A 25,871-nucleotide genomic window follows, 5' to 3' on the forward strand; every position below is an offset into this window, starting at 1 on the left:
CATGCTTAACCTGACCTTTGACCTGCGTCAGCTCACCACGCGTGCGGCCTTTTATCAGCAGTTTGCGGAGCAGAGTGGCTGCCCGCAGAGCTTCGGACATAACCTGGATGCATTGTGGGACTGGCTGACGGGCGGAATGGCGCTGCCTGCCACGATGTGGCTGCAGCACTATGCTGCGCATCAGGCCGATTTAGCGCCGGTGCTGGCGCTGCTGGAAGAGGCGGCGCAGTCGCTGGAGGGCGAACTGCGCCTGATTATCGATTAAGTGCGCAGGGGCTTAAGCAGCGCAATCAGCGCTTCGCGGGCCGCCAGCGGCAGATCGCCGCCGCCGGTGTAACCATTGTTTTCAATAATCACCTGATTCAGCCCCACCAGCCAGTCGTAGATATAGTAGGCAGTGTGGTTGGCTGGTGCAGCAGAGAGTCTGGTCAGGCGCTGACCGGCACTAAAGCTGACGCTGGGCGCCGGCGGACGGGAGAAAATCGCCTGACCCCGGTTAACCCGGCTGGCCGGACGTTCTGATTCAGGACGCTGTAAAAAGCCGAGCCAGGCCACAAAATCCCCCAGCACCGTCATCGCCCGCGTCACCTGACGATCGGCGCGGGATTCATGGCTGACGCTCTGGGTATCCGGCTCATGCAGCGCCTGCTGCAGTTTCTGCGCGATATCGGTGCGGAAACCGGCCGTGATTAACTCTTCAACCAGCCACTCCATCGTCGCCTTGTCCACATTCAGTAACGCCAGCAGGCTGCGGTTTTCCGGCAGCTGACGCAGATGATCCAGCCACAGCAGCAGCACCTGACGCGGATACTGCTGGGTGCTCTGCAGACTCTGACGCGGCTGAACCGGCGCTTCCGCCGGACTCTCGCTGAACAGGTCAAATTCAAAGCCGATACCAAACTGATTTTCCGGTGCCTGAATCGTGGCCGGTTTGCTGCCTGGCAGGGCTGACTGATTGAGCCAGAGCTGGCGCAGCGCTTCACGCGGCGGCTGCAGGCGCTCCAGCAGCTCACCATGCAGGCCGGTGCGATGCTGTAAACACTTCAGCAGCGTGTCGGCAATATTCTGTTTGCGTGCCGCCTGCTCCGGGCTGGCACCCGCTTCGGTCCAGGGAAGCAGACGCCGCTCCACCACGGTGTGCTGAATCTGCGCCAGCTGAGCCAGCAACATGTCGCGGCGGGCTTCCGGCTGCATCTCCTCCAGCAACCAGCTTGCCATGCGGTCGACGCCTGCGCGATCCAGCGCCAGCATCGATCCCCAGTGCTGACCGGGCTGTCCCATCTGACGCTGAACCGCCTCATCTACGTTGACCTGCTGATGACGGGCATCGAACGGGGTAATCGCCCAGATCAGACGCGGTTTCTCAGCGGATTCCTGGGCAGGCTGGTGACGCTGCCATTCGCGCAGCGTTTCGCTGGCAAGATCGGCATCCTGACGGTGGCTGGCTGCGGTGCAGACCAGCAGCAAATCAATCGCCTGCCGCGCGGCGTAAAAGCCAGGCAGCAGGGCGCGTTTCTGTTCCAGCAGCTGAGCACGCAGCGGATCCTGCTGCTGCAGGCGCTGACGATCTTCCTGCGTTGCCGCATCACTGGACTGACCCGGCGCAGGCAGCTCCAGCATATCGGCATCATCATAAAGCGCGGTTCGCGGTGTGGAACTCAGCGGGACCAGCACCTCCAGGGTCAGCAGCGCCAGTAATCCCAGCGGCACGTTCTGCGCCTTGCCGATGCGATTACCGTTCATCGGGCAGACTTCCACTGACTGCTGCTGATCCTGTTCACTGCCTGGCACAATCAGCTGCTCGGCGGGCAGCAGTGACGCGTCGGTCAGCAGGCTCAGCGGCACGAGTACCCGGCTGCTGTTACGCAGCTGATGACGCAGGTGCAGCAGGGTACGCAGCATCTCATTCAGGTCAGGCTGAGCAGGCCACAGCAGTGAAAAGAGCTGCACCCGGTCGTCAACGCTGAGCCAGGGTGCCAGCTCAACGGCCTGCGGCCAGAAATGGCGATCCAGTCGCGCATCGTGGTGCGGACGGCGGCGGCACCAGGACCAGAGGGTCACCAGCGCGTCGCCTTCCAGACCGGCCAGCGGCGTGGTGAGGCGATGACGCTGCAGGCGCTGCAGTGTGCTGTCGATCTGTGCGGTGTCGGGCGTGGAAGCTCTGGCACAGGCGACCATCAGCCGCACCAGTTCTGCTTCGCTCAGCAGCGTCAGTTCAACCGGCCATTCGCCAGACAGCGGTTCGCGCTGATGGCTGAAGCGGGTGGCGGTCGCAAAATCGAGGTTGCCGGGATTGATATGCTGGAACCAGCTCAGCTGTTTATCGCCCATCCGGGTCACTAACTGGCCCTGGGCATCGGCCACCATTTCGTTCAGCAGCCAGGCTTTACCCGCCTGGGACTGACCAAACAGCGCCAGCGTGACCGGACGCGCTACCTGCTGTGCCAGCGCCTGAGTCTGCACGCGCGCCTGGCGCAGTTGCAGCGTCAGGGTTTCTGCTTCCAGCGCCAGCCGCGGCGACTGCTCACGGGTGGCCTCAATCCAGTTCAGGCTGTTATTCAGTGCGTCCTGCAACAGGCTAAGACGTTTTGCCAGCGTTTGTGGCTGACGGGGTTTTAACGCTTTCATCGTTTACACACGCTCCCGCTGTCAATCCAGTATTGCGCATTGGCATTGCCGGTCGCCGACAGGGTATTCAGCTTCAGACTTAACTGCTCCAGCGGCACGCGGGTGCCATCGTCCAGGCGCGCATCGCTCAGCACCAGACTTTCCGGGCCGGCGGCGTCGGGACCGGCTTTGACGGCCAGACGAATGCGCAGCACGCTTTCACCGGCTACTTTGCGCGCCAGCGTGGCGTCGTTCAGCGTCAGGCTATAGAGCGGCGAGGCGGGCCAGCGTTCATTATCCAGCTGACGGAAACCGAGACAGACGTTGCCGCGAATACGGAAACTGCTTTTTTTATCCAGCGCATAGCCGGGATCGTCGAGGTCAATTTCGCTGTAGCAAAGATTCTCGTCCGTCAGCGCCTGGTTTTCATCGAGCATGCCAAGGTAGCGAATAGTCGAATAGGGTTCAAAATCCCCGGCACGGAACCAGAAGCTGCTGAGTCGCAGATCCAGCGCCAGCAGGCAGAGCATCGCGCCGACCGCCGCGGTGGATTTCGGGTTATCGATGCGGCCATGTTTGTTAAACGGATACCAGTCGCTGGTGTGGTAGCCCTCCAGCGACAGAATACGGCTACCCGGCAACGGCTGCAGATGGCGCACCAGCGCCTGAATGCCCGGGAAGCGCGACGGACGACCGGTCAGCAGCAGCACGTCGCACTGATAGAGCGACACGACTTCACACATGGAGCGCAGCGCCGGAATAATCGCCATGCGGTGCTGCATAAATTCGCCGTGCAGCTGCGACAGGCTCACCACCAGCGGCACCTGCAACAGGTCAATGCGGCTGTTACCGCCCAGTTCGCGCTGAATTTCGCCGTTAACAAACGCCAGCACCGCCTCGCCCGGTGGCTGATCGACCAGCTCGCCAAACAGCGCGTTGATCTCGGCGTGGCTCTCCAGCGGATCCCAGTTTTCGTAACGCTCAAGCACCGCCTGCGCCAGCGGAATAAACAGCTGTAAGGTGACCTGCTGACGCAGCGTCGCCTGACCGTCCATGCGGCTGTCGTGACCAAACAGCTTGTTCATCAGCGGTTCTGCCAGGGTCAGGCCTGCTTTCTGCAGATGCTGTTGCAGCGCCGGTAAAATCCACAGCTGAATCACATCCAGAAGGATGTCGTCGCCCGCCACTTTAAAGCCTTCACGGAACAGCAGCCTCGGGGTGATTTTGACGTTGTTGCCCTGACCATCATCCAGACGATACTGCGTGATGGCGAGGTCGGTGGTGCCGCCGCCGATATCAATCGAGGCGATCCGCAGGCTTTTGCCTGGCAGTTCGTCGGCCTCGCGCGGACGATCGGGACGGGCCATGCTGCTGAAAAAGTCTTCGGCGCGACCGGCAAAATTGACCTGGGTTTCATTGAACAGCCAGACCATCTGACCACAGGTTGCTTCATCCCACTCCATCTGCACATCCGGCAGCGGTTTCGGGTTCTGACGCGGCAGCGAAGGCGACAGATCATCGTCGTCCGCCAGCCAGCCCTCGGCTTTCCAGACCAGCGCCAGCGCTTCCTGCATCCGGCGGCGGAAAATTTCGCGCTCCGGCTTCGGCATCGCTGATGGCAGCGTCAGGATCACATGGCGCAGCTGACGCGGCGCGTGGCTCTGCGGCATACGTTGACGCTGTGCTGCACTGTTCATCTGCATCAGCGCCTGCGCCAGCAGCTCGCACAGCATAAAGGTCATCAGCGAACTGCGGCTGTAGTGCGGTGAAAAGACCGGCAGACGATCGTCGGGTGCCAGAGAAGAGAGCGGCTGGCCTTCGTCGTTCAGCAGGGTGGTAAAGGGGGCGGCATAAGCCAGGGGTTCAGCCTGATCGCCAGGCGTGTTAAAACGCCAGCCTGGCTGATAACGGGCTTCATCCCACAGATAACGGCGCGGGCTGGAGAGGCCGGTGCTGCCTTCCAGACCCACACGCTGCAGGGCCAGACGGCTCGCTTCGCGTCCCACGCGCGTCAGAGACGGCCACATAAAGGCCTGCTCACGCCCGCTCTCCAGCGAGAAGTTCGCTTTGCCGAAACGCGTCTCAGCAAACTCCAGACGGCTGTCAAACAGCTCGTTGTAAACCTGATGCGGCTGTGAGAGATCGCGCAACTGCAGTTCATAGGTCTGCTTCAGGCCGTTACTCTCTTCCGGGTGATCTTCCACCAGAATGCCGCAGGTATGGGAGTTGCCGACATCCAGAATGATATCGACGTTGACCGCCGGGGTCTGCAGCGTGGCGGCCTGAATGTGGATTTCGCTCAGATCAAGCTGTTCGCCCAGCAGCTCAAGCAGATTGAGGTAGTGCGCCTGATACTCAAACTCGCGCAGCGCCTGATTAATCGCCTGTTCGCGGCGATCGGAAACGCGATCGGTAAAGGATTCGCGCAGCCAGCCGTCGACCCAGGTCAGGTCCAGAAAGTCACCCAGCTCGTAGTTGTGCCAGGCCAGCGCAAATGTCACGCCGTTCTGCGCATCAGCTGCGCTAAGGCCGAGCTGTTCGCCGCCATCCTGTTCCGCGACACAGCGGGTATCAAAGGCCAGGGTAACGCGATGGGTATTGCCTGCCGCATCGGGCGCGGGCAGGGCAACCAGACGCATCCGCGCCCAGTTTTCCGGGCCGCCGATAAAACGACGGCCACTGGCGCAGCGCAGCATCGGCAGCGGCAGCCAGCAGGCGGCCAGCAGAGTGAGCGAGTCTGCCAGGGCGATATCGGACTCCGGGCGCACCACTTCAGCAGTCCCCCCATCTTCCGGGTAGAGCATGAATTTACCGCTGTTGCCATCAACATTCAGGCGCAGCAGCGGGCCGTTCGCGGTCTGGCGCACAAACTGACGGCGCGCCTGGGTAGCTGAGAGTTGCAGGCCAAAATCCAGAAACTGCACACCGCTGTTTTCAATCAGCGAAATTTTTTGTTTGTCATCGATCAGGGGAGCCAGCATCGTTATTTACTCTCACGCTTAATCGTCATCGGGAAGACCCGGTCTTCAGCATACTGTGCTTCACACACGGCGGCGCCCATACTCGCATGGCAGACCAGCAGCGGCATACGGTAGCGCGAATTGTTCTGGCACTTCGCCGTGTAGCGGCTCTCAATCACCAGGTTACCGGCGCTGGTCATAGCGGCGCTGACATCCGCTTTACAGCTGGTATTACCCTGCGCGACCTGCACGCTGCCTTTACCATTTTTGAACTGGAAGCGCATCACCGGCGGCTTACCGGTCGGCGTCGGCATCTGGTCGATAGTCACACGCCAGCGACCATCAATCACCTGTACCTGACCTTCGCGCACGGCGTCCGGCGTGACAATCAAATCATCAGGTTTAGCCGGAACCGGCGGGGTCACCACACTGGCAAGGGTAGCAGATGCAGCGGCAGGTGCGGCTTCGGTCGTGCCAGCACTGGCTGGTTTCTGCGGCTGCGACTCCGGTTGTTTTTCAGCTGTTGCTGTCTCCGCCGGTGTCGTCGCTGACGGTGTAGCAACAGGTGTGGTCGCCGCCGGGGCCTGACTCGCCGCAGGTGTTGGGGTGGAAACCGCGGCGGGCGCTGAAACAGCCGCAGGTGCTGCTGCTGGCTTCGTTGATGATGCCACTGGCGTGGCGACAGGCTCAGGACGATGCAGCAACACGGCCACCGTTACGGCGGCAGCAATCGCCACCGGCGGTAACAGATACCAGACGCGGAAACGGCGACGAGCCGCCACGGGTGCAACCGGCTCAGGCTCAGCGGCTGTCGCGACCGGCAGCGGCTCCTCTTCAGGTTCAGGTGCAGGTTCAGGCTCAGCGACGATGACCGGTTCGGCGGCAACCGGTGCGGCAGGCAGCTCTGGCAGCGGTTCAACCAGCGCCACCGGCAGATTCTCCTCCAGGGTGTCACGCAGGCAGGCCAGCGCATCGTCGCGGCTGCGTGCCTGGGCATCGACAAAGCCCCAGAAGGTAATGACCGGTTTGCCATCAACCAGATAAACATACTGCTGGTCGGGAAATTGCAGGGTTTTGCTCAGCAGCGCACCAAACAGCCGCATCGACGGGTTCTCTGCCGCGCGCGCGCGCGTACTGAGATCCTGCATATCCTGCTGGCAGGCGGTGAGCTGCTGCAGCGCCGCCCGACGTTCATGATCGCTGGCGCCCAGCCAGGATTTCACCCGGCCGCTGAAAGGGGCATACCAGTCGAGGCGATCGCCCCGTTCGTTGGCCTGAGGAATGGCCAGGCAATCTGCCAGTGCGCTCTGACGGCGCAGGCGCAGGGTTTCACGAATTTGCAGTGCTGAGGCGTAGACCGGCTGGCCATTTTCACCTAATGCCAGAACTGCATCTAAATTACCGCTGCGCAGAAAAGTTTTTGCCACCTGTTGGGCCCTTATCGGTCGTTGTCTGAGGCAGAAAATCGCGTGTTATCGACGATTAGGTTGATTTTACGCGGGGCAATGACAAATCAAACGGCAGAAAAGGAGGTAAATCCAGTGTTTTTTTCACCGCCGGACGGAAAAATAACCGATATTTCAGCAGCTATCACGCAATCAGGCGTTTTTACGCACCAGCAGCAGGTGAGCGATAACGCCACCGATCAATCCCCAGAAGGCAGGGCCAATGCCAAGTAAAGTGACGCCTGATGCGGTAATCAGAAACGTGATCAGGGCGCTGTCGCGTTCGGCAGGCACATCGAGTGCGCGATGCAGGCTGCCGCCCAGCGTGGCCAGCAGAGCCAGACCCGCCAGCGCTTCAATCAGCACGGCGGGCAGGGCACTGAACAGCACGGCGATCAGCGCACCGGACGCGCCCGCTAGCAGATAAAAGACTCCGGCCAGCGCTGCGGCACGCCAGCGTTGCTGAGGATTTGCATCGACCTCATCGCTCATGCAGATCGCCGCTGTAATCGCCGCCACGCAGACCGAAAAGCCGCCAAACGGCGACAACAGCAGTGCCGTAACCCCGGTCCAGCTCATCAGAGAAGAGACCGGCGGACGGTAGCCGTGTGCCTGTAATGTCGCGATACCGGGGGCATTCTGCGACGCCATCGTTACCAGGAAATAGGGCACGCCGATCCCCAGCAGCGTGGTCAGGGTAAAGTGCGGCATTACCGGCTCCGGCAGCGCCAGCATCATCGACTGCGGCGGAAAGTGGATGGCATGCTGGGCCATTGCCACGGCAATCCCCACCATCAGCGTCACCAGAATGGCATAGCGTGCCAGCCAGCGACGGGCCAGCAGCCAGGCGAGGCACATGCTGCCACACAGCACAACGTTGCTCTGCAAATCGGCAAAGGTCTGTAGCCCGAAGCGCAGCAGAATCCCCGCCAGCATCGCCGCCGCCAGCGAGGCGGGAATATGGTTCATCAGCCGGGCAAACAGGCCAGTCACGCCGCACACCACAATCAGCAGGTTGGCGAAAACAAACACGCCCACTGCTTCATTCAGCGAAACGCCGTGAAAGCTGGTCGCCAGCAGCGCGGCACCCGGCGTGGACCAGGCGGCCAGCACCGGCATGCGGTAGCGCAGTGAAAGACCCAGCGAGACCATCCCCTGCGCCAGACCCAGCACTGACAGCCAGCCGCCAATCTGCGCCGGTGAGGCGCCTGCCGCCTGAAACATCTGATAAATAATCGCGCCGCTGCTGCTGTAGCCCACCAGCACAGCAACAAAGCCGGAGACCAGCATCGGCAGGGTAAAACGGGACGGCTCGGCTCTCGTCATGGTCAGACTCATTTAAAGGTGTGCGTTATAGCGCACATGTTCGCATAGTGCGCTATAACGCACAAGTGTTACACTGTCGGCATAACGTCACCTGCCAGGGTGACGAGAACTCAGGAGAAAAAATGGCAGATTTTCAGCAACACCTGAGCGGTGCGCTCAGACAGTTGCGCCAGGCCAACGGCTGGAGCCTGACGCTGACGGCGGAGCGCACCGGCGTCAGTAAAGCGATGCTGGGGCAGATTGAACGGGGTGAATCCAGTCCGACAGTGGCGACGCTGTGGAAGATTGCCACCGGGTTCAACGTTCCCTTTTCCTTTTTTATCGACGGGAGCGCGTTACCTGCCGGCACAATACCCGGATTCAGTCAGCCCAATGCTGATATGTCGGTGCGCTCCGTGCTGCCTTACGATCCGCAACTGCGGTTTGACCTGCTGGCGGTGGAGCTGGCCGCGGGCGCGCAGAGCCATTCCTCGCCACATGAAGCGGGCTGCGTGGAGCAGGTGGTGGTTATCGAGGGTGAACTGCTGCTGGGGGTCAACGATCGCTGGCGGCGTCTGCTAAAAGGCGAGGCGTTTCAGTTCAGTGCCGACGTGCCGCACAGCTACCGCAACCCGCTTAGCACGCCGCTGCGCTTTCACAGCCTGATTCACTATCTGCAGCGCCCGGACGTTACAAATTGATACCGCAGCAAACTACACAGTTTACCTTCGTATCTTTATACTTTCGCTTATCGATGGAGACGGGAAATGCGCGATCTGACTGAATCTGCTGCCACGCTGCGCATGCTGGTGGGCAAGCTGGGCCGCCGGTTGCGTGAGTCGGCACCGCCTGGCGAACTCACCTGGTCGCAGGTGGCAGTGCTGGGGCATCTGGTGCGCGATGGGGCGATGACGGTGACGCAACTGGCCGCCGCCGAGGGCGTGCGCACCCAGTCGATGGGGACGACCGTCGCCGGATTAGTGGCGGCAGAATTAATCACGGGCGAGCCCGATCCCCATGATGGCCGTAAAACCCGCTATCTGCCCACCGCGTCGAGCCTGGCGGTGATTACGTCGAGTCGCGCAATGCGCGATGACTGGCTGGTCCGGACGCTGGACGCGCGGCTCAGCCCGGCAGAGCAGCAGCAACTGACTGACGTTCTCCCTCTGCTGCAACGACTCACTGATTATTAAACCTGAGGATCCAACATGGCTGTAACCACACTTGATGCAAAAACTGCGCTGATTGTTATCGACCTGCAACACGGCATCGTAGCGCTGCCGCTGACCCATGAACCGCAGCCGGTGATCGAACGCTGTGCCGGTCTGGCTGAGGCTTTTCGCGCGCACGACCTGCCGGTGGTGTTGGTTAACGTGGCCGGTGGGGCACCGGGCCGTAACGAGCAGGCGCGTCACAGCGGCGACCTGCCTGCCGACTGGGCCACGCTGGTGCCGGCGATGACGCCGCAGCAGAATGATCTCACCGTCACCAAGAAAACCTGGGGGGCGTTTCATAACACGTCACTGCATGAGGAACTGCAAAAGCGCGGCATCACTCAGGTGGTGATTTGCGGTATCGCGACCAGCATCGGCGTGGAGTCAACGGCACGTCAGGCGTATGAATTGGGTTACAACGTCACGCTGGCGACCGATGCGATGACCGATCTCAATATGGATACGCACAACAATAGTGTGAAGTTGATTTTCCCGCGCCTGGGTGAAACCGGCAGCTGTGAAGATATTGTGGCGCAGCTGAAATCCCGCGCCTGATAAACGGGTGACAGTAAGATTCGGGCCACCGCAATGGTGGCCCGGATAGGTTTAGCGGAAGGCGTAACCCAGCGTCACACCGACGCTGTAGTTGCGGCCCGGCGCAGATTCAAAGTAGCGGCCATTGCTCTCATTCACAATCACTGAACCCACGTAATGCCGGTCAAACAGATTATCGACCCGGCCAAACAGATCCAGCGTCCAGTTATCGACCAGCCACTTATAGCCACTATTCACCGCCGCCACGGTATAGGACGGGGTATTCACGTTGTTCTGATCTTCAGCGGCGATCTGGCTCAGATAACGCACTTCACTGCCTGCGTAAAAGCCCTGTTCCGGCAGATAACCGAGTCCGGCATACGCCATATTGCGGGCGATGCCCGGAATACGGTTGCCGTCGCAGCTGTCGCTGCCGCAGGCGTTGCTGCGATAGCGTGCATCCAGCAGCGTATAGGACATCTTCAGCCGCCAGTCCCAGGCAAACTGCTGATCCAGGCTTAACTCCAGACCGCGGCGACGGGTCTGACCGGCATTTTTATAGGTAGTCCGTCCGCCGCTGCTGGCATCCGCCACAATCTCATCGCGGGTATCTGTCTGGAACAGCGCCGCGCTGACCAGGCCATTGCCGATACGTTTTTTGCTGCCGATCTCCAGCGTGTCGCTGGTGGCCGGTTTCAGCCCCAGATTCAGGCCCGTTGCGCCATCTGAACGGTATGAAAGCTCATTAATGGTCGGGGTTTCAAAGCCGCGACCGGCCGAGATCCACGCGTTCCAGCTGGGATCAAAGGCGTACTTCAGCGCCGCCGCGGGCAGCCACTTGTGATAGCGCGCCTCACCGCTGTCGTCGCCGTTACCTGGCCGGATATATAAGTCATTGGAGTCAAAGTTGACGGTGCTGAAGCGCACGCCTGCATCCAGCGACAGTTTATCGGTGAGCTGCCAGTTGGTCTGCACATAAGGATCGAGCGTCCACATCAGGTTGCGCTCGTTGCGGCGCAGATTGCCCTGTTCGCCCAGTTGCGTGACGCCGTTGCTGACGGTGTAGTTTTCATAGCCCTTGCGGCGCTCGGTCATGGTTTCGTAGTCGAGGCCACCGGTCACCGCCACCGGCATCGACAGCAGCGTGTCGCGATGGGTCCAGCGGGTATCGACGCCCTGATAGTGGCGGGTCAGGGCGATCACGCCACCGGGATGAGACGGATTGCGCTGCACGGCGGCGGGAATCGACTGGAATTGGGTGGTTTCGCGCATCCCCGCGTAGAGCATCACGCTGAGGTCGTCGTTTTCACTCATCTGGCGCTGATAACGCAGGCCGCCCTGGGTCTGATCCACCGTTTTACGGGTGTTGTAGAGCGTAACGTTGCTGACCACCTGGCGCGGATTGTCACGCCACTGCGCCTCGGTTAAGCCGCCGGGATCCTGGGCGTCGATGTGCACGCTGTTAAACAGCAGCGTCAGGGTGCTGACATCATCAATCCGCACACCCACCCGCGCGTTGCCGAGGTTCTTCTGTGCTTCGCTGTGATCGCGATAGCCGTGAGTGGTGAAGCGGGAAGCGGAGACGGTGTAGTTCACATCCCCGGCGTGACTGCCGTCACCGGTGGCACCGCTGGCTTTGACGCTGTTGCGCCAGCTGCCGTAACTGCCGTACCAGCTGCCTGCTTCCAGCGTGGTTGGCTGCTGACCCTGCCGGGTGGTCACATTGATGACGCCGCCCGAGGCGTTGCCGTAGAGCGCAGAAAAGGGGCCGCGCAGCACCTCGACATGATCAATCGAGCCGATATCGATATTGGAGGTCTGTGCCTGACCGTCCGGCATGGTGGCCGGAATCCCGTCCACATAGATGCGCAGACCGCGCACGCCGTAGGTTGAGCGGGAGCCAAAGCCGCGCATCGACAGCTGCAAGTCCTGGGCGTAATTTTGCCGGTTCTGGATCTGCAGTCCCGGCACGCTGCTGAGATTTTCCGACAGATTTACGCGCGGCGCCGCCTGACGCATATCGTCGCCGCTGACCACACTCAGGGCGGCGGGGGTATCAAGCTCGTTAAGGCCCGTTTCCGGCGGGGCAGCCGTCACGACCAGGGTATTGTCATTGTCTGCCGCCAGCAGCGGCAGCGGCAAAATGGCAGGCAACATCAGCAGCGTCGCCTGACGCAGAGAGAGTATTTTCATTATCAGAGGCCTGAAAAAAGAAGCGTAAATGAACCATGTGGAACAATTGCCGCATATGGTAAGGCTTCGGGGTGTCGGGGTACACCGTTTCACGCTGGATTTTTTCGCTGTTTACCGCCAGGCTGGAATCCATCTTTTGCAGTAATAAGGCATCCAGCGTTGACGGATGCAGACACAAACTTATGGGAGTCAGCATGAAACAACCTGAAGTGGCGGTTCTGGGATTAGGCGCAATGGGGCACGCATTTGCCGCCAACCTGCTGAAAAAAGGCTTTCGCGTACACGGCTGGAACCGCACCCGCGCGCGCGGCGAAGATTTGCTGGACGCCGGATTGCAGCTGGCTGATTCACCGGAAGAGGCGGTGCGTGAAGCCGATGTGGTCATCGCCATGCTCTCCGACGGCGACACCACAGAGCAGGTGCTGCATCAGGCTAAAGCGGCATTGAAGCAGGGTGCGACGCTGTGTCAGATGGGCACCATCGGCGTGGAAAAAATCGACGCGCTGATCGCCTTTTTCGCAGCAGAACGACCGGATCTGCTGTTCATTGACGCGCCGGTTTCCGGCACCAAAGCACCCGCAGAAAACGCACAGATTCTGGTGCTGGCCAGCGGCGATCAGAGCCGTGCCCAGGCAGCAGAAGCGGTGTTTGCCGCCATCAGCAAAGGAACAAAGTGGCTGGGCGAGGCGGGCAAAAGCACCCGGATGAAGCTGGTCATCAACAGCTGGCTGATCGGCATGATGCAGAGCCTGGCGGAGAGCACCCGGCTGGCGGAGGATTTCGGCTTTTCCACCGACGATCTCTGGCAGGTGCTGGAGGGCGGTCCGCTGGCCGCGCCGTATGCGAAGATGAAGCTTGGGATGATCGCCAGCGACGACTACACGCCGCAGATGCATCTGATCTGGGCGCTGAAAGATGCCCGCCTGGCGCTGGATGCGGCTGAAACGCCACTGCCGGCGCTGGAGAACATCGCTCAGCTCTGGCAGCAGGCGGTGGACGCCGGACTCGGTGAAGAGGATCTGGCGGTCATCTACCGCTATCTGAAGGCGCAATGAGTCAGCAGCCGTTTGACTTCAGCACGCGCCCGCGGGTGCCACTGGCGCACGACTACCTGCAAGGTGCCAGCGCACGCTGAGCCACACCCTGCGTGCGCGCCTGTTTGATGAATCCGCCAGGCAGGGTTAGCATGGTCACCTGTTTATCCGGGTGAACACTTATGCTTATTTTTGACGGCCACAACGACCTGCTGCTCAACCTCTGGCTGCATCATCGCAATGCGCCCGCGCAGGCATTTTATCAGGGGATTGAACGGGGCCATCTCGACTTTCCGCGCATTCAGCATGGCGAGATGGGCGGTGGGCTGTTTGCGATTTTTGTGCCGCCGCAGGCGTACATCGCCAGCACGGTTCCGGCCCGCGCCGATGAGCCGTATGAACCGCTGCAAATCATGTGGCAGCAGCTCGATATCCTGCAACAGCTGGCCGATGCGTCAGGCGGACGGGCGCGACTCTGCCGCAGCAGTGACGAGATTGCCGCCTGCCGCGCGGAAGGCGTGCTGGCGATGGTGGCGCACATTGAAGGTGCCGACGCGCTGGACGAGGAGGGCGAGCAGCTGCACGCCTTCTGGCAGGCGGGGGTGCGGAGTATCGGGCCATTCTGGAATCTGCGCAGCCGCTTTGGTGAAGGCGTCAGCGGCTCGTTTCCCGGCACGCCCGATACCGGACCGGGGCTGACCGCCGCCGGTGAAAAGCTGATTCAGCAGGCGGGTGAGCTGAAGATGATGATCGACGTGTCGCACATGAACAGTAAGACGTTCTGGGAGACCGCCCGGCTTTCCCGTGCGCCGCTGGTCGCCAGCCACTCCAACGCGCACGCGCTCTGTCCGCAGCCGCGCAATCTGACCGATGATCAATTGGTGGCGATCCGCGACAGCGGCGGTCTGGTTGGCATTAATTTCGGCAATGCGTTTCTGCGCGCCGATGGAAAACGCGACGCTGACACGCCATTAACAGAAATTGTTAAGCATTGTGATCACCTGATGAAGATAATGGGCAGCGACCATGTGGCCTTTGGCTCTGATTTCGACGGGATTACCCCTCCGGCCGCGCTGGGCGATGTCAGCGGAATGCCGCGATTGCTCGCCGCTTTTCAGGAAGCGGGCTATGATCAGAGACTGACAGAGAAGCTGGCATGGGGAAACTGGCAGCGGGTTTTACATCTGACCGGGCTGTGATAACAATTTCCTTACGTTCCGGGCTTGATCCCGACGCGCCATTGGCGCAACATCTGCCTGGAAATTGTGACGGTGCTCTCATTTAACAGCCGTCACGTCCATTTCAGACAGCACATTTACTGTTAACCAAGAGGAAGTAACTCATGTGGAAAAAACCAACTTTCGTTGATATGCGTCTCGGTCTGGAAGTAACTCTTTACATCTCCAACCGTTAATCGTTCTGCCCGCCCTCTGAGCGGGCATTTTTTTTCAACTTCTGGTTTTCCTCTATGTTTATCAAAATCCTCGGCTCAGCCGCGGGTGGCGGGTTTCCGCAGTGGAACTGTAACTGCGCCAACTGCCACGGCGTGCGTAATGGCACCATTCAGGCTCAGGCACGCACGCAATCGTCGATTATCCTCAGCGATAACGGTGAAGACTGGGTGTTATGTAACGCGTCACCCGACATCGGCCAGCAGATCCTGCACACGCCAGAACTGACCCGCAAGGGCGTACTGCGCGGCACGGCGATCGGGGGAATTATCCTCACCGACAGCCAGATCGATCACACCACCGGGCTGCTGAGCCTGCGTGAGGGCTGCCCGCATCAGGTGTGGTGCACGCCGGAAGTGCATGCGGATCTCAGCACCGGCTTCCCGATCTTTCCGATGCTCACCCACTGGAACGGCGGTTTACAGCACCGGCCAATTGCGCCCCTGACGCCGTTCAGCGTCGATGTCTGCACCGATTTGCAGTTCACCGCGATTCCTATCATCAGTAATGCACCGCCTTACTCGCCCTATCGCGATCGGCCGTTGCCGGGCCATAACGTGGCGCTGTTTATTGAAAACCGGGCGAATGGCCAGGCGCTACTCTACGCGCCAGGTCTGGGCGAGCCGGATGCGGTGATCCTGCCGTGGCTGCAAAAAGCGGATTGCCTGCTGATTGACGGCACCGTCTGGCAGGATGATGAGCTGCTGACTACCGGCGTGGGTCACAACACCGGCAAGGCGATGGGCCATCTGGCGCTGGCGGAAGAGCAGGGGCTGATGGCGCTGCTGGCGTCGCTGCCGGCTAAACGCAAAATTCTGATCCACATCAACAACACCAATCCGATCCTTAATGAGCAGTCACCCCAGCGTCAGTTTCTGACGGAGCAGGGAATAGAGGTGAGCTGGGACGGAATGGCGATTCATCTTCAGGGCTAAATCATGCAGATTACTGACACGCTGTCGCCGCAGGCTTTTGAACAGGCCCTGCGCGACAAAGGCGCTTACTACCACATTCATCACCCGTATCACATCGCGATGCATAACGGTCAGGCCACGCGGGAGCAGATTCAGGGCTGGGTGGCGAACCGCTTCTATTACCAGACCACCATTCCGCTGAAAGATGCGGCGATTATGGCTAACTGCCCGGATCCGGCCACCCGACGTAAATGGGTGCAGCGCATCCTCGACCACGACGGCAGCAACGGCGAAGAGGGCGGCATTGAGGCCTGGCTGCGGCTGGGCGAGGCGGTCGGGCTGACGCGCGAAGAATTATTGTCAGAGCAGCATGTGCTGCCGGGCGTGCGTTTTGCCGTCGATGCCTATATCAACTTCGCCCGCCGTGCCAACTGGCAGGAGGCGGCCTGCAGCTCACTCACCGAGCTGTTCGCCCCGCAGATCCACCAGTCGCGGCTCGACAGCTGGCCGCAGCACTATCCGTGGATCAAAGAAGAGGGCTACTTCTACTTCCGCAGCCGCCTGGGTCAGGCGAACCGCGATGTAGAGCATGGCCTGGCGCTGGCGCTGGAGTACTTTACCACCGCGGAAACGCAGAACCGGATGCTGGAAATTTTGCAGTTTAAGCTCGATATTTTATGGAGCATGCTGGACGCCATGACCATGGCTTACGAGCTGAAACGTCCGCCTTATCACACCGTCACCGACAAGGCGGCGTGGCACACCACCCGACTGGTATAACAGATGAATGAAAACTCGATTGCCGTGTTTCGTCGCGGTTACCGTATGCAGTGGGAAGCTGCTCAGGATACCCATGTGGTGCTCTATCCCGAAGGTATGGCGAAGCTGAACGAAACCGCCGCCGCCATTCTTGAGCTGGTGGATGGCAAACAGGATATCGCCGCGATTATCGCGACGCTGGATAGCCGTTTCCCGGAGGCGGGCGGCGTGGGGCCGGACGTTTTGGAGTTCCTGCAGTCAGCCTATGAACAGAAGTGGATACAGTTCCGTGACCCCGCATAAACCTGACGTGAATCCGCCGCTCTGGCTGCTGGCCGAGCTGACCTATCGCTGTCCGCTGCAGTGTCCCTACTGCTCCAACCCGCTGGATTTCGCGCAGCAGGAGAAGGAGCTGACCACGGAGCAGTGGATTGAGGTGTTTCGTCAGGCACGCGCCATGGGCAGCGTCCAGCTCGGATTCTCCGGCGGCGAACCGCTGGTGCGTAAAGATCTGCCGGAGCTGATCAAAGCGGCGCGCGATCTCGGCTTCTATACCAACCTGATCACTTCAGGCATCGGCCTGACGGAGAAGAAGCTGGATGCGTTCAGCGAGGCGGGTCTGGATCATATCCAGATCAGTTTCCAGGCGAGTGACGAAACCCTGAATGCGGCGCTGGCCGGGTCGAAGAAAGCGTTTCAGCAGAAGCTGGAGATGGCGAAAGCGGTAAAAGCGCACGGCTATCCGATGGTGCTGAACTTTGTGCTGCATCGCCATAACATCGACCAGATCGATAAGATCATCGACCTCTGCATTGAGCTGGAAGCGGATGACGTTGAGCTGGCGACCTGTCAGTTCTACGGCTGGGCGCAGCTCAACCGCGAAGGCCTGCTGCCGACGCGTGAGCAGATCGCTCAGGCGGAAGCGGTGGTCAGCCGCTATCGTGAGCGGATGAGCGACAGCGGCAATCTCACCAATCTGCTGTTTGTGACGCCAGACTACTATGAAGAGCGACCTAAGCCCTGTATGGGCGGCTGGGGGGCAATCTTCCTGAGCGTCACTCCAGAGGGCACCGCGCTGCCGTGCCACAGTGCGCGCCAGCTGCCGGTCGAGTTTCCGTCGGTACTGACGCAGCGCCTGGACGATATCTGGTATAACTCGTTCGGCTTCAACCGCTATCGCGGTTTTGACTGGATGCCGGAGCCGTGCCGCTCCTGTGATGAGAAAGAGAAAGATTTTGGCGGCTGTCGCTGTCAGGCGTTTATGCTGACCGGCAATGCTGACAACACCGATCCGGTGTGTAGCAAATCACCGCATCACGGCAAAATTCTCGAAGCCCGGCGGGAGGCGGATTGCAGCGACATTAAAATTGGTCAGCTGCAGTTCCGCAACCGCAGCAACTCGCAACTGATCTACAAAACCCGGAACCTCTGATGAACACGCGCGGCCTGCAGATAGAGGGTCTTATCGTTGAACTGGTGCATCAGCCCGATGCCAGCCAGGCCGCCGCCCTGATTCAGGTCGGGGCCGGAAGTCACGACGAGCCGGATCGCTGGCCCGGACTGGCCCATCTGCTGGAGCATTTGTTGTTCACTGGCAGCAGCGGCTGGCCCGATGAGGGCCGGCTGATGAGCTGGATCCAGACGCAGGGCGGGAAGGTTAACGCCACCACGCTGGCCCGGCGTAGCGCGTACTTTTTCGAGGTCACGCCGTCGCTGCTGGCAGACGGGCTGGCAAGACTGCAGGATATGCTGGTCTCTCCGCTGCTCGATAATCAGGCGATCGCGCAGGAAGTGGCGGTCATCGACGCGGAATATCAGTTGTTGCAGCGTCATGAGCCATCCCGCATCGAAGCGGCATTACTGCACGCCGCTGCCACCCCCGCTGAATTTCAGCGCTTCCTTATTGGTAGCCGGGCGAGCTTTGGCGACGAGCTCTCTGCGCTGCAACGGGCATTGCGGCAGTTTCACCAGCGCTACTACGTCGCCAGCAATATGCGGTTCTGGCTGCAGGGACCGCAATCGCTGGATGAGCTGGAACAGCTGGCGCGTAAGTTTGCTGACGCACTGCCTGCCGGTCAGTGGCGGCAGGAGCTGATACCGCCGCAGCTCAATAGCGATACCGGCTGGCAGCTGGCGGAGACAGCCCAGGCAGCGCTATGGCGCAGCTGGCTGCTGGATAGCAGTGACGGTGTCACGTTATGGCGTGAATTTCTGCTCGATGAAGCGCCCGGCTCGCTGCTGGCAACTCTGCGTGAGCAGGGGCTGGCGGAGGCGCTAGAGCTGAAATGGATTTATCAGGCTGAAGACGCGTACTGGCTGGCGCTGGGTATCGACACCAGTGAGCCTGCAAGGGTAAATCATCTGGTTAACGGTTACATTGCTGCGCTGCGCCAGACGAATGAAGAGCAGCATCAGCACTATCATCAGCTGGCCAGTCAGCAATTTGTGACGTTGTCACCGATGGAGCAGTTGCGTCAGCGCGCTATCGGTTTCGCACCTGACAAAAACCTGCCTGCGTTGCAGCCGCTGCTGGAAAATCTCGCCAGTGCGCCCGGAACACTACTGTTCTGTTCATCGCAACCGGCAAGGGAACACATCGTTACGCAGGGCTTCACTCTGGCGCTGACGGCCTGTGAGCCCGCCCCGGCTGAGGCGCTGCCCGCTGCCCGTTTCACCTTCTATCCGCTCGACATCACTGCGACGCCTGCACCGCTGCCCGCTCAGGCGGTGGCAATGCCGCATTATCCGTCAGATGACCCGCAGCCAACGCTGATCCTGCGGCCGGAGTTCTGGTCAACCTTTACTGCGGAGGCGGGCGAAGCGCTGGGCCGTCGGTTGCGTCCGCTGTTTGCGGCGCTGCGTCATCAGGGCGGTTACGGCAGCTGGCAGGAAGTGGAAGGTGTGTGGCAACTGACGGTCCGGCTATCGGATCAGGCGGTCGCTGACCAGGCGCTGAGCCAGATTGTCTCCGCCCTGATATTACCCGTTGAGGCAAACCGGCCGGCGCCTGTGGAGAGCATCGCTATCCGCGCGCTGCTGCGACAGTTGCCTTATCAGCTGGCAGCCAACGTTACGCCAGGATGCTGGCGGGCGGCGCTGAAGGGCGGCGATGCGATGCTGCACTCAGTGATTGCCCGGCGGCTGAGCGCGCTGTCGCTGCCGGTTAACCCTGTTACGCCGCCCACGCGTATGACCACGCAGACCGGCATGACGCGCCTGCCGCACGCCAGTGCCGACAACGCGCTGCTGCTGTTTATTCCGCTGCAGCGTCCTGAACAGCTGGCGGCATTGCGCGCGCTGGCACTGATCTACGAGCCACGCTTTTTCCAGCGCTACCGCGTTGAGCAGCCGATAGGTTACGTGGTCAGCAGCCGCTATATGCGCTGTGCCGATGAAGAAGGAGTGTTATTTGCACTGCAGTCGCCCGACTACAGCGCGCTTTCGCTATTACGCTACTGCCGTAACTTTCTGCGGTCACTGAACGAGACGCTGGCGGGATGTGATCTGGTGGCCCTGAAAGCGCGACTGCTGAGCCAGCAGGCTGAGCAGCCACTGGCCCTGTTGCGCCGTGAAAATAGCCTGGCAGAACCGGACGCGGCGCAGATTGCGGCGCTGACCCTTGCAGATTTACAGCAATTGCACCGCACGCTGATTCAGGATCGCCGCCGCTGGCGGGTGCTGTTCACCGGCGCGAATGCGTAGTGACCGGTTTTAAGGTTGCTGAATTTATTTGAAAATTACCGACAAATCTCTTCACTGTCTATTCCGGGAAAACTGGACCACACTCAATTCACTTTTGTCCGCATAAGGAATTGACCGTGAAGAACTTCAAACGTATTGCACTGCCCCTGTTAGCCGCTGCTACCCTCTACGCTCCGTTATCTCAGGCCGAGGCGATGCACTACCAGCTGAACCCTGAGCATACGTCGGTAATTGTTGCCTGGAACCACTTTGGCTTCTCAAATCCTACCGCGGATATCCCGGATGCAACCGGTACGCTGGTGTTTGATAAAGATCATCCGGAGGCCTCACGCGTTGACGTGACCCTGCCAGTCAGCAAAATCGACAGCCACGTTGCCGCGCTGACCAAAGAGTTCAAAGGTGCTGAATACTTCGATACCGCCAAATACCCGACTGCGACCTTCCACAGCACCAAAGTCGTTGCGAAGGGCGATAACAAATTTGACGTTGAAGGCAACCTGACCCTGAAAGGCATCACTAAGCCAGTGACGCTGCACGCGACGCTGAACAAGCAGGGCGAGCATCCGATGGTGAAGAAGCAGGCGATTGGTTTTGACGCCACCGGCACCATCAAGCGTTCTGACTTTAAGCTGGACAAATATGTCCCGGCAGTCAGCGATGACGTTACGCTGACGCTGTCTACTGAAGCTTACGCGAAGTAACCGGCGACAGGCGCAGCTCCTCTAGCTGCGCCACTTTTTCCCTGACTTTGCTCTCGTCAGCCCTGCAGACTCGCCAGGGTAACAGACGCCCCGCCACAGACGATAACCAGCACGTTATCATCCGGTTTAAAGCCAATTTTCCCGTCATACAGCATCGATAATGAGACGCCACAGGCTGGCTCTGTCAGAACACGATGATCGTCCAGGAAGCGGCGGCAGGCATTCACAGCTTCATCATCGCTCACAACCTTTCCCCGGACATCTGCCCGGCGTGCCACGTTAAATGCATTTTCACACACCTGACTGGCTGCCAGCGTAGTGGCGATACCGCTGACCCGGTCCAGCGTGACCCGCTCACCGGCTTCCAGTGCGGCGTTAAGCGACGCGGTTCCCTCAGTTTCAACCGCATAAATCGGTATATGGCTCAGCTGATGCCTTTCCAGACCCTGGACAATGCCGGAGAGCAGACTGCCGCCGCCCACGGAGAGGATTACCGCATCCGGCCGCAACCCCTCACTGATCACTTCATCAACCAGCGTGCTGATGCCGTCCCACAGCAGCGGATTGTCAAAGGGATGGATGTAGATATGTTCGTGCGACGCCAGCGATAACGCGTACGCATTGGCCTCACTCCAGACGTTGCCGTGTACGATCAGCCTCGCACCTTCCTGTTCGATAAGCTGTCTGGCGCGCGACGAGGTGGTTTCAGGCACCACCACCGTGACCGGTAGCCCCAGTCTGCGGCCGCTGTGCGCCACGGCAATACCCGCATTGCCGCCGGAGGAGCTGACAAACGCCTTAGCGCCCTGTGCAGCGTAGTATTGACAGATATGGCCTGCGCTTCTGAGCTTAAACGATCCGGTTGGCTGCGCTGATTCCATTTTCAGCCAGACATTGCTGCCGCTGAGCTGACTCAGTGGCAGGGAGTGAACGAGAGGGGTACGGATAGCTATTTCCATGCGTATGATCCTGGTCAAATGTGGTCACAGGGAACCGGTTTGTCATCACGGAGAACATTGGTTTTGCCGTGCGAAATAACGGCGTCGGGTGCAGAAGAGAAAGTCACCCCTCACAAAGAGCGTGGAGGTTTTTCCTTAGAAATCATTATCGTCAGGCTGTGTTCTCTGTGGGCATTGAAAGGTTATACCGAAGAATGCTACTCGTTCGCAACAGAGATGCTGAATCTGATTAACATCTGCCTGCGCATTTACTTTTTTGCACCTTAATTGCGGTTTTTGCTCTGCGAAACCGGGAAAAATGAGGTGAAAGTCACAAATCTGCAACGCCGCTCTAATGGCCGATTTTACCTCCTCCCGCTTTCTGGCCAGTTCACCCGCGCCATCTGCTAACCCAATGATTTATATCGATTCGCTTTAAGCGCAATAAGTTGGAATAGTGTGAGACAAATCACAAATAAAGCGATGTTAATAGCACTGTCAATATCCCCGCCTGAGAAAAACCGCGCGTAACTGTGATCTCCTCTGCAAATAGCAACCCCGCTAACCGGAAGAATACTCTTCAGCAGAATAAGCCAGCGAGGTGAGGGTGATGCGAATTGGAATGGTGATCAGTGGCGGTGACGTGACCGGCATTAATAATTTTGTCTTCCAGATTGGGCGCATGGCACAGGCGACGATGGTGATATTTGACGGCGGTATTCCCGGCCTGTTGGAAAATAATCATCGTGAGATCAGTCAGCGCGATCTGCTCGACTTTTCCATCGCCTCTATTCCGGTTATGCAATCGGGACGCACTGAAAAGAAACTGGTGCGCAGCGAATATGAGTTAATTGCCCGCCAGCTGAAAAGCGCCCGGATTGACATATTAATTATGGCGGGCGGAGACGGGTCGCTGCAATTTCTCCATACCCTGTCGGCGTATGGCGTAAATTGTTTCGGCGTCGGCATGACCATCGATAATGATGTTTTCGGCAGCGACTACACGCTGGGATTTTCCACCGCCTGCGAGCAGGTATTAAAAGAGGTGGCCAAACTGCGTAATACCGGCCGCGCCTTACCGGGCCGGGTTTTTATGCTGGAATTACTCGGCGGCTATTGCGGCGAATTAACGCTGCAGTCCGCGATTAAATCTAACGCAGATATTGCGTTAATTCCGGAGTGCCAGATCCCGCTGCCACAACTGGCGCAGCGCATCACCGGGCGACTGGCAGAGCAGAACAGCGTGGTCATCCTCTGTTCGGAAGGCTACACCCGTGAATATTCGCCCGGTTTTCAGGGGGCGATCGACACCTTAATCAAACAGCTTGAACCCCTTATTGGCGTGCGCATCCGTAAAACCATCCTGGGTTACGGGCTGCGCAATGGTGATCCCACCTGCGAAGAGATCTTTCAGGGCACCATTATGGCCAGTGAAGTGGTGCGTTGTATTCAGTCAGGCATGCGGAATAAAGCGGTCATTATTAATGGCAGCAATAAACCGATCCCGATTGATTTAATAAGCATGCAAAAACGCCTGGTCGATATTGACGGGCACCATTACAAACTCGCTAAACAACTCAATATAGTGTGAGGAAAAAACCATGCTGAAAATATTATGTGTCTGTGGTTGTGGATTAGGTTCCAGTTTTGCGATTGAGATGAGCGCAAAAGCGGTATTAAAAAAACTGGAGATTGAGGCCGACATCGATCACACCACCATTTCAGAAGCGAATGCCTTTAAGTCAGATATGATCCTGACGCAAAAAGCGTTTGCCGATGTTTTAAACGCCGACGCCAGTCCGGAACAGATTAAACGGGTCATTATCCTTAACCGGCTCACCGATAAAGCGGAAATAGAGCAGAAGATCCTGGCCTTTTTAAAAGAACGCAACCAGAAGGTCGCCGCCCATGAATAGTGTGATCGACTTCCTGGTAAAAGATCTGCTGGGGCAGGCATCGATTCTGATCGCCTTTATTGCCCTGATTGGTCTGCTGCTGCAAAAAAAATCGGCAGGCAAGGTGGTGGAAGGCACCTTTAAAACGCTGCTCGGCTTTTTAATTATGATGGCGGGTATCAATATTATTGTGGGCACCCTGACGTTCCTCAATACCATTTTTACCCATGGCTTTGGCATGCGCGGCTATATCACCGATGTGGCCGCTATTGCCGGGCTGGCTAACCGTGAGCTGGGGTCTGAAGTGGCGCTGACCCTGTTGGTGATTTTTATCGTCAACATCATCATCGCGCGACTGACGCCATTTAAGTACATCTTCCTGACCGGCCAGGCGTTGCTGTGGATGGCGACCATTGGCGCGGTGATCGGCTACAAAGCAGGGCTGACCGGCCTGCCGCTGATTCTGACCGGCGGCATCTTTGGCGGAATTATGGCGGTGGTCATGCCTGCGCTGGCGCAGCCGGTGGTGCGGCGGATTACCGACTCGGACGATGTCGCGCTGGGTCACTTCTGCACCATCGGTTATCTGGTCACGGCGGCAGTCGCCAAAGTCGTCGGCAAAGGATCGCGCTCCACCGAAGACCTGAAGCTGCCCGATAACTTCAAGTTTCTGCAGGATACCTATCTGTCGATGGCGCTGGTGATGGTCCCGATGTACCTGATCCCCGCTGTGGCAGCCGGCCCGGCGTTTATCGCGCAGTACAGCAACGGCATGAACTACCTGATGTACGCCTTTATGCAGTCGATTCAGTTCGTGGCAGGGGTCTTCGTGCTTTACAGCGGCGTCCGCCTGCTGCTGAACGAACTGGTGCCAGCCTTCCGGGGTATCGCGATGCGTGTGGTACCGGATGCGAAACCGGCGCTGGATTGCCCGGTGATGTTTCCGTACGCCCCGAACGCGGTGATTGTCGGCTTCCTCGCCACCACGCTAGGTTCCATCGTCGGCATGCTGGTCTTCCCGATGTTTGGTCTGGCGATGATCCTGCCTGGCCTGCTGACCAACTTCTTTGCCGGTGGCACCGCCGGAGTATTTGGTAATGCCATGGGCGGACGGCGCGGCGCGATGATCGGCGGCTTCGTCCACGGACTCTTTATTACCATTCTGCCCGCCATCCTGGTGCCGATGCTGGAGAGCTACGGCTTCACCGGCGTCACCTTCAGCGATTCCGACGTGATCAGTACCGGCCTGGTGCTCGGCCACGCCTTCCAGAATAACTGGCTGTTTGTCGCCCTGTTTATCGCCTTTATTACCGCGCTTGCCTGGTTTGTTAATGGCAAATCGACCAAACCTCAGGAGGAAAAAATCCATGAAACTTTATAACTTCGCCGATCTGTTACAGCTGGCTAAACAGCGTGACTTCAAAGCGGTCGGTTCGTTTAATCTTCACTGTCTGGAGATGCTGCCCGCCTATTTTAAAGCGGCAGAGAAAACCAACAGCCCGTTAATGATTCAGATCTCCACCGGCACGGCGAAATATCTTGGCCATAAACTGCTGGTCGATGCGATTAAATCGCTGTCAGAGAGTACGAACGTGCCGACCTGCCTGCATCTCGATCACTGTTCCGATTTAGCGGCGATACAGACGGCGATTGATGCCGGATTCAGTTCTGTTATGTACGACGGCTCACATCTGCCCATTGATGAGAATATTGCGAATACCCGTCGGGTGATTGATATGGCGCGACCACATCATGTTTCAGTAGAGGCGGAGCTGGGTGCCATCGGCGGGTCGGAAGATGGTAAATGCGTAGAGATGGAGGCGATAGCGTTCACGCCCGTGGAAGATGCACGCCGCTTCGTCGCAGAGACCGGCGTCGATATGCTGGCGATCTCCATCGGCACCGTGCACGGGCTTTATACCGGTAAAGCCCATATTCAGCATCAGCGGCTGGCAGATATTACGGCGGCAACCCACACGCCACTGGTCCTGCACGGCGGTACCGGCGTCAGCGATGAGGATATGCGGCTGGCGGTCAGCAGCGGGATTGAGAAAGTGAATGTCGGCACCGAAATGAATGTGCAGTGGGTAACGCAGTGCAAATCAACCTTTGAAAAAGGCAAGGTTAATGACAGCGTACGTAATTTCCTGGTGCCAGCCAATGATGCGGTCACGAATGTGCTGGTAGAGAAGATGCAGTTATTCCGATAATTACCCGCG

General features: G+C 59.0%; 23 protein-coding genes. 17 read left to right on the forward strand and 6 right to left on the reverse strand.

Annotation, left to right across the window (positions count from 1 at the left end; translation table 11 throughout):
• Window position 1 precedes the first annotated feature (1 nt).
• Window positions 2-265, forward strand: coding sequence for a barstar family protein (locus AC6I8C_RS08955; protein WP_013357798.1), 264 nt, complete (start codon window positions 2-4; stop codon window positions 263-265).
• Here the strand turns inward: AC6I8C_RS08955 and AC6I8C_RS08960 are convergent.
• The 4 genes from AC6I8C_RS08960 to AC6I8C_RS08975 all read right to left on the reverse strand — a co-directional run bounded on the left by AC6I8C_RS08960 (window position 262) and on the right by AC6I8C_RS08975 (window position 8,338).
• The gene (locus AC6I8C_RS08960) at window positions 262-2,628 is read right to left on the reverse strand and encodes a virulence factor SrfC family protein (protein WP_497822223.1); all 2,367 of its coding nucleotides are present in this window, start codon (window positions 2,626-2,628) and stop codon (window positions 262-264) included. The genes AC6I8C_RS08955 and AC6I8C_RS08960 overlap by 4 nt on opposite strands.
• Complete coding sequence (locus AC6I8C_RS08965) at window positions 2,625-5,588, reverse strand: virulence factor SrfB (RefSeq protein ID WP_497822224.1); 2,964 nt, start codon at window positions 5,586-5,588, stop codon at window positions 2,625-2,627. Before AC6I8C_RS08965 ends, AC6I8C_RS08960 begins: the two co-directional genes overlap by 4 nt.
• 2 nt (window positions 5,589-5,590) lie before the next feature.
• Window positions 5,591-6,994 carry an SrfA family protein gene (locus tag AC6I8C_RS08970; RefSeq protein ID WP_497822225.1) on the reverse strand — a complete coding sequence of 468 codons (1,404 nt, stop codon included), beginning with the start codon at window positions 6,992-6,994 and terminating at the stop codon, window positions 5,591-5,593.
• A 171-nt stretch (window positions 6,995-7,165) separates the two neighbouring features.
• A complete protein-coding gene (locus tag AC6I8C_RS08975) occupies window positions 7,166-8,338 on the reverse strand; it encodes a benzoate/H(+) symporter BenE family transporter (protein ID WP_497822226.1) in 1,173 nt (390 codons plus the stop codon).
• Window positions 8,339-8,460: 122 nt separating this feature from the next.
• Between AC6I8C_RS08975 and AC6I8C_RS08980 the strand changes: the two genes are divergently transcribed.
• The 3 genes from AC6I8C_RS08980 to AC6I8C_RS08990 all read left to right on the forward strand — a co-directional run bounded on the left by AC6I8C_RS08980 (window position 8,461) and on the right by AC6I8C_RS08990 (window position 10,086).
• Window positions 8,461-9,018, forward strand: a complete 558-nt coding sequence (locus AC6I8C_RS08980; protein WP_061062426.1) for a helix-turn-helix domain-containing protein — start codon at window positions 8,461-8,463, stop codon at window positions 9,016-9,018.
• A gap of 66 nt (window positions 9,019-9,084) precedes the next feature.
• Window positions 9,085-9,510: a MarR family winged helix-turn-helix transcriptional regulator gene (locus AC6I8C_RS08985; protein WP_013357804.1), complete on the forward strand. Its 426-nt coding sequence runs from the start codon at window positions 9,085-9,087 to the stop codon at window positions 9,508-9,510.
• Window positions 9,511-9,525: 15 nt separating this feature from the next.
• Entirely contained in the window at window positions 9,526-10,086 is a 561-nt protein-coding gene (locus AC6I8C_RS08990; protein WP_497822227.1) for an isochorismatase family protein, read from the forward strand.
• 51 nt (window positions 10,087-10,137) lie between these two features.
• Here AC6I8C_RS08990 and pqqU read toward each other — a convergent pair whose 3' ends face one another.
• Window positions 10,138-12,258, reverse strand: a complete 2,121-nt coding sequence (gene pqqU, locus AC6I8C_RS08995) for a TonB-dependent receptor PqqU (protein ID WP_497822228.1) — start codon at window positions 12,256-12,258, stop codon at window positions 10,138-10,140.
• A 182-nt stretch (window positions 12,259-12,440) separates the two neighbouring features.
• Here pqqU and AC6I8C_RS09000 point away from each other — a divergent pair, with 182 nt between their 5' ends.
• The 9 genes from AC6I8C_RS09000 to AC6I8C_RS09040 all read left to right on the forward strand — a co-directional run bounded on the left by AC6I8C_RS09000 (window position 12,441) and on the right by AC6I8C_RS09040 (window position 20,819).
• Window positions 12,441-13,313: an NAD(P)-dependent oxidoreductase gene (locus tag AC6I8C_RS09000; protein ID WP_497822229.1), complete on the forward strand. Its 873-nt coding sequence runs from the start codon at window positions 12,441-12,443 to the stop codon at window positions 13,311-13,313.
• Between the two features lie 161 nt (window positions 13,314-13,474).
• Entirely contained in the window at window positions 13,475-14,491 is a 1,017-nt protein-coding gene (locus AC6I8C_RS09005; protein ID WP_497822230.1) for a dipeptidase, read from the forward strand.
• 143 nt (window positions 14,492-14,634) lie between these two features.
• Window positions 14,635-14,706, forward strand: a complete 72-nt coding sequence (gene pqqA, locus AC6I8C_RS09010) for a pyrroloquinoline quinone precursor peptide PqqA (protein ID WP_010245082.1) — start codon at window positions 14,635-14,637, stop codon at window positions 14,704-14,706.
• A gap of 54 nt (window positions 14,707-14,760) precedes the next feature.
• Entirely contained in the window at window positions 14,761-15,678 is a 918-nt protein-coding gene (gene pqqB, locus AC6I8C_RS09015; protein WP_497822231.1) for a pyrroloquinoline quinone biosynthesis protein PqqB, read from the forward strand.
• A 3-nt stretch (window positions 15,679-15,681) separates the two neighbouring features.
• Complete coding sequence (gene pqqC, locus AC6I8C_RS09020; RefSeq protein WP_010245074.1) at window positions 15,682-16,437, forward strand: pyrroloquinoline-quinone synthase PqqC; 756 nt, start codon at window positions 15,682-15,684, stop codon at window positions 16,435-16,437.
• Window positions 16,438-16,440: 3 nt separating this feature from the next.
• The gene (gene pqqD, locus AC6I8C_RS09025) at window positions 16,441-16,719 is read left to right on the forward strand and encodes a pyrroloquinoline quinone biosynthesis peptide chaperone PqqD (RefSeq protein ID WP_098050560.1); all 279 of its coding nucleotides are present in this window, start codon (window positions 16,441-16,443) and stop codon (window positions 16,717-16,719) included.
• Window positions 16,682-17,848 (forward strand): pyrroloquinoline quinone biosynthesis protein PqqE, encoded by a 1,167-nt coding sequence (gene pqqE, locus AC6I8C_RS09030; RefSeq protein ID WP_497822232.1) that lies wholly within the window; start codon window positions 16,682-16,684, stop codon window positions 17,846-17,848. Before pqqD ends, pqqE begins: the two co-directional genes overlap by 38 nt.
• On the forward strand, window positions 17,848-20,118 hold the full coding sequence (pqqF, locus tag AC6I8C_RS09035; RefSeq protein ID WP_497822233.1) for a pyrroloquinoline quinone biosynthesis protein PqqF: 2,271 nt from the start codon (window positions 17,848-17,850) through the stop codon (window positions 20,116-20,118). The genes pqqE and pqqF overlap by 1 nt, the downstream gene beginning before the upstream one ends.
• A gap of 116 nt (window positions 20,119-20,234) precedes the next feature.
• The gene (locus AC6I8C_RS09040; protein WP_013357817.1) at window positions 20,235-20,819 is read left to right on the forward strand and encodes a YceI family protein; all 585 of its coding nucleotides are present in this window, start codon (window positions 20,235-20,237) and stop codon (window positions 20,817-20,819) included.
• A gap of 56 nt (window positions 20,820-20,875) precedes the next feature.
• Here the strand turns inward: AC6I8C_RS09040 and AC6I8C_RS09045 are convergent, their stop codons facing one another.
• The gene (locus tag AC6I8C_RS09045) at window positions 20,876-21,778 is read right to left on the reverse strand and encodes a pyridoxal-phosphate dependent enzyme (protein WP_497822234.1); all 903 of its coding nucleotides are present in this window, start codon (window positions 21,776-21,778) and stop codon (window positions 20,876-20,878) included.
• A gap of 589 nt (window positions 21,779-22,367) precedes the next feature.
• Between AC6I8C_RS09045 and AC6I8C_RS09050 the strand changes: the two genes are divergently transcribed.
• The 4 genes from AC6I8C_RS09050 to AC6I8C_RS09065 are packed head-to-tail and all read left to right on the forward strand — an operon-like array spanning window position 22,368 to window position 25,862.
• Window positions 22,368-23,348 (forward strand): 6-phosphofructokinase, encoded by a 981-nt coding sequence (locus tag AC6I8C_RS09050; protein WP_497822235.1) that lies wholly within the window; start codon window positions 22,368-22,370, stop codon window positions 23,346-23,348.
• Between the two features lie 10 nt (window positions 23,349-23,358).
• The gene (locus AC6I8C_RS09055; RefSeq protein ID WP_013357820.1) at window positions 23,359-23,673 is read left to right on the forward strand and encodes a PTS sugar transporter subunit IIB; all 315 of its coding nucleotides are present in this window, start codon (window positions 23,359-23,361) and stop codon (window positions 23,671-23,673) included.
• Window positions 23,666-25,033: a PTS sugar transporter subunit IIC gene (locus AC6I8C_RS09060; RefSeq protein WP_033732644.1), complete on the forward strand. Its 1,368-nt coding sequence runs from the start codon at window positions 23,666-23,668 to the stop codon at window positions 25,031-25,033. Before AC6I8C_RS09055 ends, AC6I8C_RS09060 begins: the two co-directional genes overlap by 8 nt.
• Window positions 25,020-25,862, forward strand: coding sequence for a class II fructose-bisphosphate aldolase (locus AC6I8C_RS09065; RefSeq protein WP_497822236.1), 843 nt, complete (start codon window positions 25,020-25,022; stop codon window positions 25,860-25,862). The genes AC6I8C_RS09060 and AC6I8C_RS09065 overlap by 14 nt, the downstream gene beginning before the upstream one ends.
• The last annotated feature ends 9 nt before the right edge of the window (window positions 25,863-25,871 follow it).

It is taken from the genome of Pantoea sp. X-Soil-YNGN-844 (assembly GCF_059730595.1).

Bases quoted from the DNA above. Each gene is read 5' to 3' on its own strand.
- AC6I8C_RS09050 (WP_497822235.1), top strand. From the start codon at position 22,368: ATGCGAATTGGAATGGTGATCAGTGGCGGTGACGTGACCGGCATTAAT.
- AC6I8C_RS09065 (WP_497822236.1), top strand. From the start codon at position 25,020: ATGAAACTTTATAACTTCGCCGATCTGTTACAGCTGGCTAAACAGCGT.
- AC6I8C_RS08960 (WP_497822223.1), bottom strand. From the start codon at position 2,628: ATGAAAGCGTTAAAACCCCGTCAGCCACAAACGCTGGCAAAACGTCTT.
- AC6I8C_RS08990 (WP_497822227.1), top strand. From the start codon at position 9,526: ATGGCTGTAACCACACTTGATGCAAAAACTGCGCTGATTGTTATCGAC.
- pqqD (WP_098050560.1), top strand. From the start codon at position 16,441: ATGAATGAAAACTCGATTGCCGTGTTTCGTCGCGGTTACCGTATGCAG.
- pqqF (WP_497822233.1), top strand. From the start codon at position 17,848: ATGAACACGCGCGGCCTGCAGATAGAGGGTCTTATCGTTGAACTGGTG.
- AC6I8C_RS08975 (WP_497822226.1), bottom strand. From the start codon at position 8,338: ATGACGAGAGCCGAGCCGTCCCGTTTTACCCTGCCGATGCTGGTCTCC.
- pqqB (WP_497822231.1), top strand. From the start codon at position 14,761: ATGTTTATCAAAATCCTCGGCTCAGCCGCGGGTGGCGGGTTTCCGCAG.
- AC6I8C_RS09000 (WP_497822229.1), top strand. From the start codon at position 12,441: ATGGGAGTCAGCATGAAACAACCTGAAGTGGCGGTTCTGGGATTAGGC.
- AC6I8C_RS09045 (WP_497822234.1), bottom strand. From the start codon at position 21,778: ATGGAAATAGCTATCCGTACCCCTCTCGTTCACTCCCTGCCACTGAGT.
- AC6I8C_RS08965 (WP_497822224.1), bottom strand. From the start codon at position 5,588: ATGCTGGCTCCCCTGATCGATGACAAACAAAAAATTTCGCTGATTGAA.
- pqqC (WP_010245074.1), top strand. From the start codon at position 15,682: ATGCAGATTACTGACACGCTGTCGCCGCAGGCTTTTGAACAGGCCCTG.
- pqqU (WP_497822228.1), bottom strand. From the start codon at position 12,258: ATGAAAATACTCTCTCTGCGTCAGGCGACGCTGCTGATGTTGCCTGCC.
- pqqE (WP_497822232.1), top strand. From the start codon at position 16,682: ATGAACAGAAGTGGATACAGTTCCGTGACCCCGCATAAACCTGACGTG.
- AC6I8C_RS09055 (WP_013357820.1), top strand. From the start codon at position 23,359: ATGCTGAAAATATTATGTGTCTGTGGTTGTGGATTAGGTTCCAGTTTT.
- AC6I8C_RS08985 (WP_013357804.1), top strand. From the start codon at position 9,085: ATGCGCGATCTGACTGAATCTGCTGCCACGCTGCGCATGCTGGTGGGC.
- AC6I8C_RS09060 (WP_033732644.1), top strand. From the start codon at position 23,666: ATGAATAGTGTGATCGACTTCCTGGTAAAAGATCTGCTGGGGCAGGCA.
- AC6I8C_RS09005 (WP_497822230.1), top strand. From the start codon at position 13,475: ATGCTTATTTTTGACGGCCACAACGACCTGCTGCTCAACCTCTGGCTG.
- AC6I8C_RS08955 (WP_013357798.1), top strand. From the start codon at position 2: ATGCTTAACCTGACCTTTGACCTGCGTCAGCTCACCACGCGTGCGGCC.
- AC6I8C_RS08980 (WP_061062426.1), top strand. From the start codon at position 8,461: ATGGCAGATTTTCAGCAACACCTGAGCGGTGCGCTCAGACAGTTGCGC.